The 15837-nt window shown below is 56.0% G+C and carries 12 protein-coding genes, 4 tRNA genes and 3 pseudogenes; 12 read left to right on the forward strand and 7 right to left on the reverse strand.

The window, feature by feature from the left end:
* Positions 1-17: 17 nt before the first annotated feature.
* The 4 genes and pseudogenes from CUC53_RS12830 to CUC53_RS12840 all read left to right on the forward strand — a co-directional run.
* Positions 18-617: pseudogene (locus CUC53_RS12830) on the forward strand (ATP-grasp domain-containing protein); the annotation flags it as partial.
* An 18-nt stretch (positions 618-635) separates the two neighbouring features.
* A complete protein-coding gene (locus CUC53_RS18890; RefSeq protein WP_157798270.1) occupies positions 636-950 on the forward strand; it encodes a hypothetical protein in 315 nt (104 codons plus the stop codon).
* A 112-nt stretch (positions 951-1062) separates the two neighbouring features.
* Positions 1063-1722 carry a hexitol phosphatase HxpB gene (gene hxpB / locus CUC53_RS12835; protein WP_100294526.1) on the forward strand — a complete coding sequence of 220 codons (660 nt, stop codon included), beginning with the start codon at positions 1063-1065 and terminating at the stop codon, positions 1720-1722.
* 107 nt (positions 1723-1829) lie between these two features.
* A complete protein-coding gene (locus CUC53_RS12840; protein ID WP_100294527.1) occupies positions 1830-2036 on the forward strand; it encodes a CPXCG motif-containing cysteine-rich protein in 207 nt (68 codons plus the stop codon).
* A gap of 138 nt (positions 2037-2174) precedes the next feature.
* Here the strand turns inward: CUC53_RS12840 and CUC53_RS12845 are convergent, their stop codons facing one another.
* A complete protein-coding gene (locus tag CUC53_RS12845; RefSeq protein WP_100294528.1) occupies positions 2175-2792 on the reverse strand; it encodes a riboflavin synthase subunit alpha in 618 nt (205 codons plus the stop codon).
* A gap of 232 nt (positions 2793-3024) precedes the next feature.
* Here CUC53_RS12845 and CUC53_RS12850 point away from each other — a divergent pair, with 232 nt between their 5' ends.
* From CUC53_RS12850 to CUC53_RS12875, 6 genes are all read left to right on the forward strand, one after another.
* Positions 3025-3231, forward strand: coding sequence for a YaeP family protein (locus CUC53_RS12850; RefSeq protein ID WP_100294529.1), 207 nt, complete (start codon positions 3025-3027; stop codon positions 3229-3231).
* 89 nt (positions 3232-3320) lie between these two features.
* Positions 3321-4700 (forward strand): MATE family efflux transporter, encoded by a 1380-nt coding sequence (locus CUC53_RS12855; RefSeq protein WP_100294530.1) that lies wholly within the window; start codon positions 3321-3323, stop codon positions 4698-4700.
* Between the two features lie 132 nt (positions 4701-4832).
* Positions 4833-4909, forward strand: a tRNA-Val gene (locus CUC53_RS12860).
* Positions 4910-4921: 12 nt separating this feature from the next.
* Positions 4922-4998: transfer RNA gene (locus tag CUC53_RS12865), tRNA-Val, on the forward strand.
* Positions 4999-5023: 25 nt separating this feature from the next.
* Positions 5024-5100, forward strand: a tRNA-Val gene (locus CUC53_RS12870).
* Between the two features lie 30 nt (positions 5101-5130).
* A tRNA-Val gene (locus CUC53_RS12875) sits at positions 5131-5207 on the forward strand.
* Between the two features lie 497 nt (positions 5208-5704).
* Here CUC53_RS12875 and CUC53_RS12880 read toward each other — a convergent pair.
* A pseudogene (locus tag CUC53_RS12880) lies at positions 5705-6304 on the reverse strand (EAL and HDOD domain-containing protein); the annotation flags it as partial.
* A gap of 322 nt (positions 6305-6626) precedes the next feature.
* Here CUC53_RS12880 and CUC53_RS12885 point away from each other — a divergent pair.
* Both CUC53_RS12885 and CUC53_RS12890 read left to right on the forward strand, forming a co-directional pair.
* Positions 6627-9077 (forward strand): DNA polymerase II, encoded by a 2451-nt coding sequence (locus CUC53_RS12885; RefSeq protein WP_100294532.1) that lies wholly within the window; start codon positions 6627-6629, stop codon positions 9075-9077.
* Positions 9078-9177: 100 nt separating this feature from the next.
* Positions 9178-9429: a DinI family protein gene (locus CUC53_RS12890; RefSeq protein WP_100294533.1), complete on the forward strand. Its 252-nt coding sequence runs from the start codon at positions 9178-9180 to the stop codon at positions 9427-9429.
* 226 nt (positions 9430-9655) lie between these two features.
* On the opposite strand, the gene CUC53_RS12895 is transcribed toward CUC53_RS12890, so the two are convergent.
* The 5 genes and pseudogenes from CUC53_RS12895 to mnmC1 form a co-directional block, all read right to left on the reverse strand.
* Entirely contained in the window at positions 9656-10171 is a 516-nt protein-coding gene (locus tag CUC53_RS12895; RefSeq protein WP_100294534.1) for a M48 metallopeptidase family protein, read from the reverse strand.
* A 190-nt stretch (positions 10172-10361) separates the two neighbouring features.
* On the reverse strand, positions 10362-12005 hold the full coding sequence (locus tag CUC53_RS12900) for a hypothetical protein (RefSeq protein ID WP_167386755.1): 1644 nt from the start codon (positions 12003-12005) through the stop codon (positions 10362-10364).
* Positions 12006-12202: 197 nt separating this feature from the next.
* On the reverse strand, positions 12203-13560 hold a 1358-nt coding region (locus CUC53_RS12905), incomplete at its 5' end, for a bifunctional metallophosphatase/5'-nucleotidase (RefSeq protein ID WP_236757919.1).
* Between the two features lie 243 nt (positions 13561-13803).
* Positions 13804-15156, reverse strand: coding sequence for an anaerobic C4-dicarboxylate transporter DcuC (gene dcuC / locus CUC53_RS12910; RefSeq protein WP_100294535.1), 1353 nt, complete (start codon positions 15154-15156; stop codon positions 13804-13806).
* Between the two features lie 127 nt (positions 15157-15283).
* Positions 15284-15837: pseudogene (mnmC1, locus tag CUC53_RS12915) on the reverse strand (FAD-dependent 5-carboxymethylaminomethyl-2-thiouridine(34) oxidoreductase MnmC1); the annotation flags it as partial.

The raw sequence follows: 15837 nt of genomic DNA on the forward strand, positions 1-15837 counted from the left end.
GATGTGTATAAGAGACAGGCTTTGTGCCCTTTGAATACGAAATTACCCTGCTCACGATACGTGCCGTGGATGGCATCCATTTTTGCCAGCCGATTGGTCATCGTCAGGAGGAGGGGGATTACCGCGAATCGTGGCAGCCCCAGCAGATGAGCGCTGTGGCACTGGCCCGGGCCAAAGAGGTGGCCGCCAAGGTGGTGGAGGCCCTCGGCGGCTATGGCTTGTTTGGGGTCGAGCTGTTTGTCAAAGGGGATGAGGTGTGGTTTAGCGAAGTCTCTCCTCGTCCACACGATACCGGCATGGTCACCCTGATTTCTCAAGATCTCTCCGAATTCGCCCTCCATGTTCGCGCTATCCTCGGGCTGCCGATCGGCACGATTACCCACTATGGGCCCAGTGCCTCTGCGGTGGTACTGCGTGACGGGCACAGCCAGAATATTCGCTATCAAGGGATGGGTGAAGCGCTGGCCTTGGTGCCGGGGGCGCAGTTACGGCTGTTTGGCAAGCCGGAGATCGCCGGTCGCCGTCGCCTTGGTGTGGCGCTGGCCCGTGGGCTGGATTGCCAGGAAGCTGTGGAAAAAGCCAAAGCCGTGGCCGCCAAGGTCGATGTGCTGCTATGAATCAAATAGGTATTAAGCATGGGAAGTAATATTTGGGAAGGTATTGTAGTTGGTGGATCCGGTGGGGCGATTGCAGGTCTTACTGTCTACGGGGCTCAATATCTCCACGAAAAGGTTCGTGAAGCCTGTGAAATGCATAGAGTTAATACTTGGCTTAAAGAAAATTCAACAGGTGGTGAATGGCGTAGCACTAGGACAATTGCCAGTTGGACCAACCTTACCGAAGAGAGGGTTCAATATTTGTGCAGTAAAAGCAAAAAAATTAAACTTTCAACTGGTAAGAATGAGGGATTGTGGGGGCACCGCGATTCAACAAACCTAACGGACTGCTAGGTACATAACAAACGTTTGCTGATGTGAACGGGCGCAAGGGGCATGGCAATGCTCCTTTTGCATTGAGGCGCCTCGCTTATAATCCCCCCTTCACCTATGTCAGGAGTACAAAATGTTAACTGCCGTGATTTTCGATATGGATGGCGTGCTCATCGATTCGGAACCCTTTTGGCAACGGGCTCAGATGGCCGTTTTTGCTGCCTTGGGGCAACCCCTTTCGCAGGCCGATTGTGAATCCACTATCGGTGTGCGCATCGATCAGCTGGTGGCCCACTGGTATCGCCAACGTCCTTGGCATGGCCCGACCCCAGCAGAGGTGGTGCAGCAGATCCTCGATCAGGTGGTTGCCCTGATTTTAAGCGAAGGCCAAGCCAAAGCCGGGGTGCTGGAGACATTGGCCCTGATCGAGGGGCGTGGACTCAAAATTGGGCTGGCCACCTCATCCCCCTTTGCCATGGTTGAGGCGGTGCTGGGGAAACTCGGTATTCGCGAGCGTTTTTTAGCGGTGCACTCTGCTGAGGTGGAGCGTTTTGGTAAGCCGCACCCTGATGTGTATATTCATGCCGCCGAAAAATTGGGGGTGTTGCCCGTTGAGTGTCTGGCCATTGAGGACAGCTTTACCGGCCTGCTGGCGGCTAAGGCGGCCTCGATGCAGGCGCTGATCGTGCCAGACCCCGCCTTGGTGGGCGATCCCCGTTTAGCCATTGCGGATCATCAACTGCGCTCCCTGACCGAGCTGGATGCGGCCATGTTGGCCCGCTGGGTGGGGTAGTCTAGCGCGCTGTTGCCCTGCCATACGTCATGGCGTGAGCCTCGCTGTGTTGGCCAAAAATTGGCTAGGATCACAGATACAGCGGCCGAAGGGCCAAGGAGGTGACCATGATCGACTACATCCATCAGCGTATTAGCTGCCCCCATTGCGGTCACCTGACGTCAGTGGAACTGGATGCCAGCCAAGGGGATCAAGTGTTCTACGAAGATTGCAAAGCCTGCTGTCACCCTATCCATCTGCGTTTATACCGCGATGAGGTACACGATAGGCTACGGCTGTTTGTCGAGGGTGATGATAACGAGCAGTGGTGTTAGCTGACAGCGATAGCCAACGCTCAGGGTGAACTATTTATCCGCAGGACCTGCATGGTGCAGGCCCTGCGCTTTGTTAAGTGTGTTCCGCGGTGGTTTGCCAGTTTACCATGCCAGAGGATAGCGGATTGACCCACTAGGCTATGCACGTTGCCGAGCGGCAAGTACCCGCTCCACGGTATCGACGATGGCTTGGGTTTGTGGGTCGATCTCGATGTTGGTCTGCCACCCCTCCTTGACCCAGCCTAAGTTGGTGCGGGCCAGTGTCTCGGGGATCAGGTTGACGCAAAAGGTATTGGCGCGCACCTCGCCAACGGTCAAACTGATGCCATCAATGCCGATATAGCCCTTGGTCAGCACGTACTTCATCAGCTCGGGGGCAAGTCGATACCACACTTGGCGGTTGTTTGGGCTGTCGATCACTGCGCTCACCTTCGCCATCCCCATGATATGACCAGACATGGCATGGCCGCCGATCTCATCGCCAAAGCGGGCTGCCCGCTCCACATTGACCTTATCACCGAGCTGCAACTGACCGAGGTTAGTCAAGCGCAGCGTCTCCTGCATCAGATCAAAATGGACCCTATCCCCCTCGATCTGCGTGACGGTCAGGCAACAGCCGTTATGGGCTACCGAGGCCCCCACCACTAATCCCTCTCCCCAAGCGATGCTTGGCATTTGGATCACATGACTGCGAAAGGCAACCTGCTCTTCAATGGCAACCAGTGCAGCCACTCCCTGTACGATACCGGTAAACATACTGTGCTCTCCACCAACGGGGCCCCCGCTGACTGCAGGTGGCAACATGACATGAAAACAATGAGTTAATCGTGAGTTTGGTTGCCTTAAACATGAGGTTTTTCATGGCGCACTCTGGCGCGGCTGGGGGCCCAATTTACCGAGGTGTGGTCAAATTACAAGGATGGCGCAGACAAGCAGGAGGGAAAACCGCTATATTTGCCCGCTATCTTGCAGTTCAAGGAAGCAAACCATGACAGTGTATGAGTGTTGTGAAGCGGTGCGTGCCGCCTATAGCCAGATCGGTTCTGGCGAGTTGGGTTACATTCCGCAGGCGATTGCCAGCAGCGTGCGGGCCCTTAATGCCGTCGCGGCGGACGAGCGGGTGCCCTCGGAGCTACGGGCACAGGCCGCTTATGCCGCCGCCAATTTATTGATAAGCGATCACCAAGACGCCTAATCGTCAGCCGGCGTGTCGTCTGTCATGAATGCCTTCAGACGCGATCCCCTGCTTGTTATCTTTTCTCTCTTATCCACTCGGAGGTGCCAGTGCAACGTTATTGGTCTGAGGTAAAACAACTGGTGCGGCTAGCGAGCCCGATCCTGGTCGCCCAAGTTGCTCAAATTGCCATGAACTTTGTTGATACCGTGATGGCTGGGCAGGTGAGTGCGGTGGATCTGGCGGCGGTGTCGGTGGCCTCCAGTTTTTGGCTGCCGATCATCTTGCTGGTGCAAGGGATCATCATGGCGCTCACTCCTATCGTCTCTCAGCTCAATGGTGCGCGCAAACGCGATGAGGTGCGTCCGGCGGTGCATCAAGGTGTTTGGCTGGCGTTAATGGTCACGCCATTGGCGATGACGGCCCTCTATTTCAGCCCGTTAGCCCTGCAGCTAATGACGGTCGAGCCGGTGATGGTGGCGAAGACCACCGGTTATTTACACGCGATCTTGTGGGGCCTACCGGCTTTTGTGTTGTTTCAGGTGCTGCGTAACTTCAGTGAAGGGCTCTCCCATACCTTACCGACCATGGTGATTGGCTTTGTTGGCTTAGCGGTGAATATCCCAGCCAACTACATCTTTATCCACGGTTATTTTGGCATGCCAAAACTGGGTGGGGTGGGCTGCGGCGTGGCCACGGCGATTGTGTTGTGGGCCATGTTGCTGGCGATGCTGCTCTACGTGAAGCTCTCCCGCCATTTTCGCGATATTCGCCTGTTCTCTCAGCTCGCACGGCCTAATGGCAGCCGAATTTGGCGCCTGTTCCGACTAGGATTTCCCATCGCCATGGCGATTTTTTGTGAAGTCACCCTGTTTGCCGTGGTCGCGTTGATGCTTGCCCCTTTGGGTGCCGAGACGGTGGCGAGTCATCAGATCGCGCTCAATTTCTCGAGCCTGCTGTTTATGCTGCCGCTTTCCATCGGGGTGGGGGTGACCATTCGGGTTGGCCATAACATCGGCGAGGGGTTACCTGCCCATGCGCGGGTGGCGGCGCGCACCGGACTGATGCTGGGGGCAACGGTGGCAGCGGGCACCGCTACTCTCACCGTGTTACTGCGTGAGCAGATTGCGGCTATTTATACCGATGAGCCGCAGGTGATTGCCCTCGCGGCGGCACTGCTGTTGTTCGCCGCTATCTACCAGCTCTCGGATTCGGTACAGGTGGTGGCCGCAGCAGCACTACGTGGCTATAAGGACACCAAGGCCATCTTTTATGTCACCTTGGTGGCGTATTGGGGGTTGGGATTGCCGACAGGGATGATCCTCGGGTTGACGGATTGGATCGTTCCGCGAATGGGGCCGCAAGGCTTTTGGATTGGGTTTATCGTTGGCCTGACCTGCGCCGCGGTGATGCTGGGGGCAAGGTTGCAACACGTCTATGGTCGCTTTGCAACGCCAACCGCCTGTCATGCCCTTTCTAAGGCGCAATAGGAGCGTACTCATCAGTCAAATCAACAGGCTGCGCAAGAACTGGGCAAACAGTCCGCTTTGTGGTGATGGCGTGTTGACACCGTTAGGGGCCATGGGTAGTATGCCGACCACGTCAGCAGTGGCGTGGCAAGTGGGTTTATAGCTCAGTTGGTTAGAGCACTACCTTGACATGGTAGGGGTCGTTGGTTCGAATCCAATTAAACCCACCACTTTACTGTGATGCGTCCTTAGCTCAGCTGGTTAGAGCACCACCTTGACATGGTGGGGGTCGGTGGTTCGAGTCCACTAGGACGCACCATCACAGACCAAGTAAAAGCAGATTTGGGTTTATAGCTCAGTTGGTTAGAGCACTACCTTGACATGGTAGGGGTCGTTGGTTCGAATCCAATTAAACCCACCACTCTGCTTAGAAAATAGAAAAATAGACCTTGCGTCCTTAGCTCAGCTGGTTAGAGCATCACCTTGACATGGTGGGGGTCGGTGGTTCGAATCCACTAGGACGCACCAAATTAAAAACCCAAGCCCGCTCACAGAGCGGGCTTGGGTTTTTTGCTTCTCTTATTTTTATCTCATTTTATATTTCATCAAGTCTATTTGTTGATTGGGTAAATGGGCGAGCGATTGCACTAGCTAGGTTATTTTCTTGCGCTTACTGCTGCACGTTTTTTAGCTAGCAAATCATCATATGTTACGCATGAATTAAATCTTGGCAGCAGGAACATAGAGGTGAATCATCAGTGAAAACACGGACATTGTTCATCATGTCCATATTCTGAGCGCTTCACGGAAGTCGCGTCATCGCATATATAGAATTTATCCCAGTGGCGCAGTTAATTTAGTCACGCAGCGCGCGTGAAAACCACCGCGTAGATCAGTATTTCGAGCACTACATTTCGAGCACTACGCAGGATCAAAATGGCAAGTGTAATAGCCCTAATAGGATAGGCGCTAAGATATCGCGATTGCCGATGAGATGACTGGGGTCATTACTCTGAGCTGGCCTGGGGGAGTATGGCGTTCTGCTTGACCATCTCTGGGTAACTAAAGAAAAAGCCCTGAAAAAGATGAATACCTAAGCGCTTGGCACGCTCAAATTCTGCTTCGTCTTCTACCTTCTCTGCCAAGTACATGAGATTAAAGGCTTTATGCTGCTTGATAAAATGGGTGATCTGATCGAGTGGGGTCGCTCTTAGGTCAAATTTGATAATGTGAATGAAGGGCAGAAAACGCTCCCATTCCGTACTCATGGTAAAATCGTCTAGGGCCAATCGATAGCCTAATTGATGGAGCTGCTGCACCTTGCTCAGCAAAATATCGTCGGGCGGCACATCTTCTAAGATCTCGATCACCACTTTCTCTTGTGGCAGTGATTCCGCCAAGCCGGCTAATAACAGCGAATAAGGGAAATTAACAAAACAGGGTTTGCCCTCCAGCAACTGATCAATATTTTGTTTCCGAAATTGTTCAATGATTAATTGAGATGTCGCCTGCTGCGAGGAAATAGAAGGGAAAACATTATTAAGGCTGTCGCGAAATAGTAACTCGTAGGCATAGGTATTGAGATGTTGATCCAAAATAGGCTGTCTTGCTACGTAGTAATACATGCCTGGCTCCAGCACCGTTATTGCGGGTTATTCTATTGAGTTATCTGAGACTATGCCAGTTCTGAGCAAAAGGAACAGAGTATTAGAGGGTTTATCTGCCAATTGAGTTAATGATGAATTTGTTTTTAAAGTATTAAAACAGGGCACGATGACCTGCCAGTTCTAATGAAAATGACCGATGCCGATAACTCCTCTTCCTAATCACTTCAGTTATCACGTCATAGCAATGTGGTGGGATGGGCTTCGCTTGGTGGTTATTGCGGCTAGGTACTGTATGAACGTACAATAGTCTCATACCCGCACTCACGCCGCTCTCTATCTTATGAGTTCAAGCCAACTCCCCATTGCTAATAGCGCATCGACCGCCCCGCCGACCGAGGGATTTATCCTGACTCGGCATAGTCGAGATGTGCGTGAACGGCAACGTTCAGGAGGCAACCAAGGGGCACGTACTGAGATCGTGATGTGGCTCTGGAGTGATCAGGGTCCGGTGCGCTTGGTCGTGCCAGGCCAAGAGCCGGTCTTCTTTCTCCCCGATAGCCACATGGCAGAGGCGGCCGAGCTGTTCAAAGGCGCGGGCGTGAGTGGGCGGTTTCGCCGCTTGCCGCTGCACACCTTTGATGGCCGTGCTGTTGTGGGCTGCTATTTTGCCACCTTAAGCGCCTTTCACCGCGCCATCGAACTGTTGCTGATCCGTGGTTTGGAGCACTTTGAGGCGGATATCCGTCTGCCAGAACGCTACCTGATGGAGCGTTTTATCACCGCAGGGGTGCGTTTTACTGGCCGCGCCGTGAGAAAGGGGGGTAAGCCCGGTTATTGGGAGGTCAATGACGGTCGTTGTGCGCCGCAGCCGTTGACCCCACGCCTCTCTTGGGTCTCCCTCGATGTCGAGTGCGCCATGGATGGTGCGCTCTTCTCGGTGGGTCTTTACAGCGAACAGGATGCCCGCGTCATCATGATCGGGGCCGCAGAGGAAAATGCCAGTCGCTGGCTCACGCAGGTCGAATGGGTCGCCGATGAAAATGCCCTGTTCAGTGCATTGGAAGGGTGGTTTCAGCGCCATGATCCTGATGTGGTGATGGGTTGGAACGTGGTTAATTTTGACTTTCGCCTGCTACTACGCCGCGCCGAGCTTGTGCAGCGGCGACTGCGACTTGGGCGAGGGCGCGAGCTCTGCTTTTGGCGCGCCGCTCGCCATGATCCCCAAAGTGGTAATGTGATTATTCCTGGGCGGATGGTGCTCGATGGTATCGATACCCTCAAAAGCGCGACATGGCAGTTTGCCAGCTATAGCCTAGATGCGGTGGCGAGCGAATTGCTCGGGCGTGGCAAAGACATTGAGGATGTGGCCAATCGGGGAGAGAAAATCACCGAGTTGTTTCACAGCGACAAGGAAGCACTGGCTCGCTATAACCTCGAAGATTGCAAGTTGGTATGGGAGATCTTCGAGCATTGCCATCTCATCCCTTTTGCGATCCAGCGCGCCTCATTAACCGGCCTTGAGCTGGATAGAGTCGGTGGCTCGGTCGCCGCGTTTACCAACCTCTACCTACCTAGGCTGCATCGGGGCGGTTATGTTGCCCCCAACCTCCCCGCCGATGGTGGCCTGGCAAGCCCTGGTGGCTATGTGATGGACTCCAAGCCAGGGCTCTATCGTCATGTGTTGGTACTCGATTTTAAAAGCCTCTATCCCAGCATCATCCGCACGTTCTGTATCGATCCCATGGGACTTATCGAGGGGCTGCAGCAGCCAGATCGCGCCGTACCTGGTTTTCGTGGCGCCCTGTTTTCCCGCGATCGGCACTTTTTGCCGGATCTGATTGCAACCCTATGGGCGGCCCGTGATGCCGCCAAAGCCGCGCACGACAAGGCATTGTCCCAGGCCATCAAGATCATCATGAACTCCTTTTACGGCGTGCTCGGGTCGGGGGGATGTCGCTTTTACGATCCTAGGCTCGCTTCGTCGATCACCTTGCGCGGCCATAGCATCATGCAGCAGACCCGCGAGTGGATTGAGACGCAAGGGTTCGAGGTGATCTATGGCGATACGGATTCCACTTTCGTTCATCTGGGGCAGGAGATCACCGCAGTGCAGGCCGATGAGATTGGCCATGGCTTGGCCACCCTGATCAACGAGCAGTGGGCGGCGTTGATTAGCCGAGAGTTCGACTTACCGAGCTATTTAGAGATCCAATACGAGACTCACTATCGCCGCTTTCTGATGCCGACCATCCGTGGGTTAGAGAAAGGCAGCAAGAAGCGTTATGCAGGGCTGGTGGGCACCGCCAGTGAAGGGGGGGAGCAGCTGGTGTTCAAGGGGCTGGAGTCGGTACGCACAGATTGGACGGCGCTGGCCAAGCAGTTTCAAACTCGCCTCTATGAGCTGGTGTTTCACGATGAAGACTCGTGTGGTTATGTGCGCAGCATGGTGGATCAGACCCGTACCGGTCAGCACGATCCGCTGCTGGTCTATCGTAAGCGGCTGCGCCAAAAACTCGAAGAGTATCAAAAGAACGTGCCGCCTCATGTGCGGGCGGCGCGGCTGGCTGACGAGGAGAACCTGCGTCGTGGCCTGCCGCAACGTTATCAACATCGCGGCACTATCGCCTATGTGATGACCGTCAATGGGCCAGAACCGCTCGAATATCAACGCAGTGCCATCGACTACGAACACTACATCGAGAAGCAGTTGCGACCCATTGCGGAGGCCATTTTGCCCTTTGTTGGCGAGTCGTTTGAGCGCATATGTGGCCAGCAGCTGGATCTTTTTTGACGACGCCCCCTCTTTGTTATGGCAAGGGGCTTTACTTTTGGGTCACACCAGATAAAAATGGCTGTATATAAATACAGTACCTCATCATGGAGTCACACTAATGCGTCTGGAAATCATCATCGACAAAAAACATCAGATCCCGACCTCTACCATGGAGGCGCTGCGCCAAGCCCTGCTCAAGCAGTTGGGGGAAACCTTCCCCGACCTACACGTGCGGGTTGCCCCCGGTAGTACGATGTCCCTGACCGTGAGCCGTGCCAGTAAAGAGGATAAAGAGCGGGCAGAGGCCATGGTGCAGGAGGTATGGGAGAATGCCGACAGCTGGATGCCGGAAGAGAGCATGGCATCCTAAGCCAAGCGCCCCAATGCCGTGGTCGCGCAGGCTTGTTCACGAAGGTTTGGTCAGGGTAGCGCGCAGCGGCGGGCTATCTGGGCCAATAAGGGGAAAATGAAGAGCAGATGAAGGAGCTGATAAGCGTGCAGAAACGCGCTGGCCAAGCCATGGGCCACGCGCCTAGCAGGCGTGACCGCAGTCACCGCTGAAGTAAACCGTTAACGTCACCGCCCGAGGTCGCCTGTTAGGCGGCCGGTGAGCCATTGGTGTTGTTGATATCCCGCCAAGTGAGCCAGAGCCTGAGATCAAACTCCAACTGATGATAATCGGGCTCCATGTGTTGGCAGAGTTGATAGAAGCTCTTGTTGTGATCTTTTTCTTTGAGGTGCGCCAGCTCGTGCACCACGATCATGGCCAGAAAGGGGGCTGGCGCCTCTTTAAACAGGGCGGCAATCCGGATCTCATTTTTCGCCTTGAGTTTGCTGCCTTGTACTCGGCTGACATAAGTGTGCAGGCCAAGGGCATCTTTGATCACATTGATTTTGCCATCAAACACCACTTTAGCGAGCGGGGCTGAGCTTTTGAGGTAGCGGTTTTTAAGGCCCATGGTATAAGCGAGCAGCGCCTTATCGCTCTGGATTTGATGGCTCTCTGGATAGCGCTTTGCCAGCATCTCTCCCAGTTTGCCTGTTGCAATCAGCTGCTGCACTTGTGCTTTGAGGGGGTCAGGATACCCCCCCAGATAGGTCAATTCTGCCATGGCTGTTACCCACTTACGCTTATCAATTCACGCTTAGATTAGCGCTTAGTCATGTGTCGTTAACAAGGGGCGCTATTGTAATGATCCCGAGCCAGCTTGCCTACCTTCCCGACCGCCGCTAGTAACCGAAAACCACCAAGGGCGACCGAATGGCCGCCCTTGGTGGGTTGTCACGCCTCAATAACGACGATCAGCGCTTACGATAGAGCCCCGGTTCAACGGACTCATATTGGCTCGCCAGATATTGATAGAAGGCGAGGTGAGAGGGGGAGGTCGGTTTTTTCAGCTCCTCACTAATGCGTTCCGGTTTGGCGATGATGAATTTGGGCTGCTGGCGCTCAAGGTCGGCCAATATCCGAGCGCGCACGTCATAAGGGGGGTTGACGTTGGCAAAGAACAGGTAAGCCGAGGCGGGTTGGCGATCAGTCCACAGATAATATTGCGGTTGGATGCCATCGACCCAGATGGTATCGGTGGTCGTGGTTTCTGCCTTAATACGGTCAACCCGTACTTGCGCTGCGGGATTGAACGGCCGCCCTTTCTGGGTGCCCTCCCAGGCGTTGTTGACCATGATCAGCAGCATGGCCAGTGTCGCCAGCCAGGGGGTGGTACTGCGTACATCCCACGCGCGCCAGAGCGGGATCAGGATCAACACTGGTAGTGCCCACAGTAGGCTATTACCCAGCACCTCACCGACACGGGCCAGCGACCACTCCTTGGTACTCCAGCCATAACCCAATTGTTGGGCCAACAGCCAACTGGCGGTCAACACCACCAGCGAGATACAAAGCAGGCCGATGGCGTCCGCTTGCTGTTCGCTGCGATCGAGCAACACGGCCAAGGGCAGCAGGGCTAATTGCAGATACAGCACATCGTAATGATCAAAGATATGGCCGGAAACCGAGTTAGCGATCAGGGTAAACAGCACGCCAAACAGGGTGGCCAGCAAGACCGGTAGGTGCCACTCTTGCCGCCGGCTTAACATCAACAAGACAAACGGGGGCAGCAGCATAATCAGGCCAGTGCGCAGCAGGCCGACCGCACCCACCATGAGGGAGATACCGTTGCCGTAGCTCCCCTCGAAGAAGATATCGAAGGCGTAATATTTAAACGCCGCGAGCAGGTCGTGCTGTTGGAAGTAGGCATACAGTGGGCCGCCAATTAAGGCGAGCCCCACTAAGCTGGAGATGAGCAGCACAATGGCATCGCGCCACTTCTCGTGCCAACACCAGTGGCAAAACAGCACCAAATACCAGCCGCCCCAGAAGGCACCATTATTGGTGCGCATCCATGCGACGATGGCGAAGCTAAGACCCGCGACCAGAGCGGGCCACCAGCGAAACTCCTTGTCCAATAACAAGGTAATAAAGGCCCACTGGGCGATGAGGGCGAGATGAAAGGTCCAGTCTTCGGTCATGTTGCCGTAGTAGTAGCGCGTGCCATACAAGGCGAGCACCGCCAGCATGGCGCCAAGCCGAGCCCGAAACGAAAGGCCAAGCTGCGCAAATGCTTGCCAACTGGCTAACAGCCCTAGCCAGCAGAGACCCCACTCCAGCGCCCAAATGCCGACAAAGCCCCCGAGGCCATAACCTAGCGCATCGATGGCAAAAATCATCGGCCCTTTAATGTCGATCATGTCTTTATAAAGCACCCCGCCTTCGTGCCACATTTTGCCCATCACCGCGAACAGCGAGGCATCAAAGCCTGGGGCCATGGCATATAACAGCGGATTGCGCAGGCAAAAGAGCAGTGCCAGCAGTGCCGTGAGCAGCAGCGCGCTGAACGTAATGGCGGGATTGAGCCGAGGGGGAGTAAAACGAATGGAGTGATTCATGAAGTCGCCTGTTCCTGCTGCTGGTCTTGAAAGCGCGCCTATCTTGCCGAGCTCGGCAGTGTGATGCAATGGCGCAGGCCCGTGTGGGACAAATATTCTGGCAAAAAAGCCAGAGGCGCAGGGTTGATAGGGGGCTGTAAGCGGTAACAGCCCCGCCTTTAGCGTGAGCTGGCATCCCATGGCTAACAGACTGAAGGTCATGCCCCCGCTGTCTGCAAAGGGTGGTAGTGGATTAACGGTGGGCGGGCTGTGAGGGTCGGTTGCCCCCGTGCCCAGCGAATAAACGCATCCGCCAAGGTGAGGCCGAGCTCTTGATTATGCTGGGTCAGGGTGCGAGCCAGCGCGGTATAGCCCTCTTTGCCGGAGGCGGTATAGGCGCTAGAGACCCCGCGATAGACGGTATCGGCCACCACGGGTTGCCAATGTCCGGGGGCTTGCTCCCACTCCAGTTTGCTGATCCGTTGCCCTTTAGGTTGGTTCGCCTGATAACAAAAACGCACCCCAGCGGTGTAAGGAAAGCTGCCGCTGCCATTGCCGATGACTCCATTATTGGTGGCATTGTCGATGGCACTTTCCAGCGCTTCTGCCAGTTCGTGGCCATGCACCCGATAGAGGGTGAGGGGAATCGCAAACGGGAGCAGGCGACCGGCGATATCAGCCTCACTTAACGGTCCTGCCGCCAAAGAGCAGCGCACGCCGCCGGCGTTATGCAGGGCAAAATCCACCTGGCCCACTTGCTCACGGGCCACGGCCAGCATGGCTTCAGCTACAAGCGGTGTCAGCTGACTGCCGTGCGGTAACTGGTCGTCTGGCAAGCGTTGGTGGTGCAGCGGGTGGCTGAGCTTGGTGACGATACGCAAGCTCATGGTGGTGATCTCGGGCCGATAATCGGTGGCCAGCCGCTGCTCTAATATCGCGTCTGGCTCGCAGAACGTGAGCCCTTTGGGGGGCGTGGAGGCGAATGGCCAAGGCTGCCAAGGCAGCCATTCGAGCTGGCCTTGGCTATCCACCACTCGGCCTTGGTGGTTAAAGGTGAGCTCAGCAATGCCAAGACAAAGCGCACTGTGGCCAGCATGAACAATGGCGACCCCGTTTTGCATCAGCGGATATGTGCCCTCACTAACGAGCCCGAGGGGGGCTAGATCGCCGAGCAGGCTATGGGTATGGCCACCGACAATCAGGCTAAGTTCGGGAAAATGTGCGGCCAGCTGCTGATCTTGCACAAGCCCGAGGTGACTCAGGAGCACGATATGGCGGATCCCCTCGGCCTTGATCTGTGCCAGTACCCGCGTCAGGGTGTCGGTCACGTCCTGAAAATGGGTGTGGGGATCGGGGTTCGCAATGGCGGCCATTTGGGGCAGGGTGATCCCCATGAAGGCGAAAGGCACTGGACCTACCATCCGGCGTAGCCAAGGTCGGTTGCCATCATAAAGCAGGGGGAGGGTGCGCAGCCCTGCGCTATCAGTGGGCTCTTGGCGGTTGTCCATATTGGCTGCCAGCACGGGGAACCTGATTTGGCGCAGAAAATCCAGTAACGGGCCATTGCCCAGATCGANNTGGCCCGTAACTGGGTCAGGCGGGTTAAGATCCGAGCATAACCGCCGCACTGGGTATGCCATGGTGACTCGCCGGGGGGAGAGAAGTGGATCGGCGCCCCATCAAAATGGGAGTGACAATCGCTGAAATGGGCAAGTTGAACCGTTATGTTCATCTCGGTCCTCCTTAGAAAAAGAGCGCCGAGTCTACTGCAAGGGGGGGTAAGAGACCAGCCCAGCTGTGCTGCTAGGCTGGTGTTAGATCAGGCTGGCACCATGATCTGGGTGGCGATGATCACCACCAAGAGGCCGACCGCAACCGGCAGAGAGGTGCGTTTAACTACCTCAAAAGGCGACAGATTACCCATGCCGGCACAGGCCACCACGACCCCGGACACCGGGGAGATGGTGCGGCCCAGATTGGAGGCTTGTAGCATCGGGATCACCAGATAAGCGGGGTTGATGCCAAGGCTGTTGGCTAAGTTGGGGATCAGCTCGACAAAGGCATAGAAGGGCGCATTGCCCGAGCCTGTAGTGAAGGCGGCCAAGGTGGTGATCACCACCAAGGATAGCATCATGATCACCCCCCCCGATCCCAAATCTTGGGCATGGGCCAGCAGGGTATCGATAAAGCCGATGGTTAACAGGCCTTGGGCGAAGACCCCCGCCCCCACGAGCAGCATCACTACCCCAGCAAAGGCATCCGCCATGTGGCGCCAGCACACTTGCAAGCCATCGAGCAGGGCTTTCCCGTCACGAACCCGCACCAGCTCTAGCAGGCTAGCTAACACCATGCACATCACGATGATGGTGACGATATCCAGCTGTGGGCCCCATTTGCCGTCAAACACCAGCACCCCGATGATGGGGGCAAACGGCAGAATGGCATAGAACGCGGGGGCGGTGGTCAGCAGATCCCCTGCGGCGACCGGTTCATTGTGTTCACCTGACTTATTGTCGAGATAGCGTTGCCAAAAGAAGTGGGTCACTGCCATGCAGGCGATCGCGGCCAGTGAAATGGGCAAGGTGAGCTTAAAGGCAAAGTCCAGCAGCGGCATGTTGGCGGCTTGCGCGGCCATCACCACATCGCCAGAGGTGGGGGCCAAAATGATGGCGGCAGGTGAGGCACATACCGCGGCGGCGGCGCCACGGGAGATCCCCATGTTGACCATCAACGGGAACAGTGTTGCCATCAGCAAGACCCCAAGGCCGGTCGCTGAACTGACCGCCAGCGACATGGCGCAGGCGACCAGATAGGCGGCGACCAACAGGATATAGGGGGATTTGATAATACCGAGCGGTTTGCTAGCCAGCTTCACCAGCATGGTGTTGGCACCGATGTGGCTCATGTAGCCGGCAAAACCACACAGCACCATGATCAACATCCCCAGTCCGCCGCCACGATCGTTGAGCAAGAAACGGACATATTCGAAGATGTCGGTGGCGAGGTAACCGGTGCTGGTGACCTTGCTTGGCAGGACGGGTTTGCCCATCAGCGCGGTGATGACGAGCAGTAATAGCCCGCCGCTGAGGAGCACCCCCGTGGCAGAGTATCCTTTGAAAATGGCGCGGCCGACCACGAGGGTGACCAAGGTGCCGATGATGAGTTCTAGCATGTTTCAGGTCTCAGTTGGAAAAAGTGGCGGGAGTGTATGTCTATCTGCATCCGTCTGGCGACTTGGCGAGTGATGGGGTGTGAGCCACGTCGACGTTTGCCAAGCGCTGGTCGCCCTTAATGGACGGCAGTGGCTTGCCTTTGAGCAGCTTACGTACCCAGTAACGGGCCGGATGGAGAGCCTCGAGGAGATCCGTCGCCAGCGGTAAGGGATCGCCACAGATCTCGCTGGCGAGCAGCTCACCACACAGGGAGGCGGTGCATAAACCGCGTGAGCCGAGCGCCCCGAGCACATACAAGCCACGATAAAGCGGCAGTGGCGCGGCGGGTTGCTGTGCATCGAGTCCTGTGCTGTCGTAACGCTCTGTCAGCGCCGTTACCCGAACCACCGGCCCCACCACGGGCAAGTGATCTCGGCTGGCGCAGCGTACGCCGACGCGGGCGTCGTTAGCGCTGACATCGACTTCGCTAGGCCAGCCTTGATCAGGCAAGCAGGCTTGCAGGCGTGCCTGATTGTGGGTCTGCTCCTCGGCGCTAAACGCCAGTGACGTTTGGTTACGGCCATAACTGGCACCAATGCAGTGCTGGCTATGGTGAGGGGGGGTCAGGTAACCGTCGTAACAGAGCACCGTATTAAGCTGGCTGAGTGTGGTCGTGGTTGGAATGTGGCTGACCTGACCCC

Source organism: Aeromonas cavernicola, assembly GCF_002795305.1.
Lineage (GTDB): Bacteria > Pseudomonadota > Gammaproteobacteria > Enterobacterales > Aeromonadaceae > Aeromonas > Aeromonas cavernicola.

Coding starts and splice junctions, on each gene's coding strand:
- CUC53_RS12900 (WP_167386755.1), bottom strand. CDS start 12,005: ATGAATCACTCCATTCGTTTTACTCCCCCTCGGCTCAATCCCGCCATT.
- dcuC (WP_100294535.1), bottom strand. CDS start 15,156: ATGCTAGAACTCATCATCGGCACCTTGGTCACCCTCGTGGTCGGCCGC.
- CUC53_RS12850 (WP_100294529.1), top strand. CDS start 3,025: ATGACAGTGTATGAGTGTTGTGAAGCGGTGCGTGCCGCCTATAGCCAG.
- CUC53_RS12885 (WP_100294532.1), top strand. CDS start 6,627: ATGAGTTCAAGCCAACTCCCCATTGCTAATAGCGCATCGACCGCCCCG.
- hxpB (WP_100294526.1), top strand. CDS start 1,063: ATGTTAACTGCCGTGATTTTCGATATGGATGGCGTGCTCATCGATTCG.
- CUC53_RS12845 (WP_100294528.1), bottom strand. CDS start 2,792: ATGTTTACCGGTATCGTACAGGGAGTGGCTGCACTGGTTGCCATTGAA.
- CUC53_RS12890 (WP_100294533.1), top strand. CDS start 9,178: ATGCGTCTGGAAATCATCATCGACAAAAAACATCAGATCCCGACCTCT.
- CUC53_RS12840 (WP_100294527.1), top strand. CDS start 1,830: ATGATCGACTACATCCATCAGCGTATTAGCTGCCCCCATTGCGGTCAC.
- CUC53_RS18890 (WP_157798270.1), top strand. CDS start 636: ATGGGAAGTAATATTTGGGAAGGTATTGTAGTTGGTGGATCCGGTGGG.
- CUC53_RS12895 (WP_100294534.1), bottom strand. CDS start 10,171: ATGGCAGAATTGACCTATCTGGGGGGGTATCCTGACCCCCTCAAAGCA.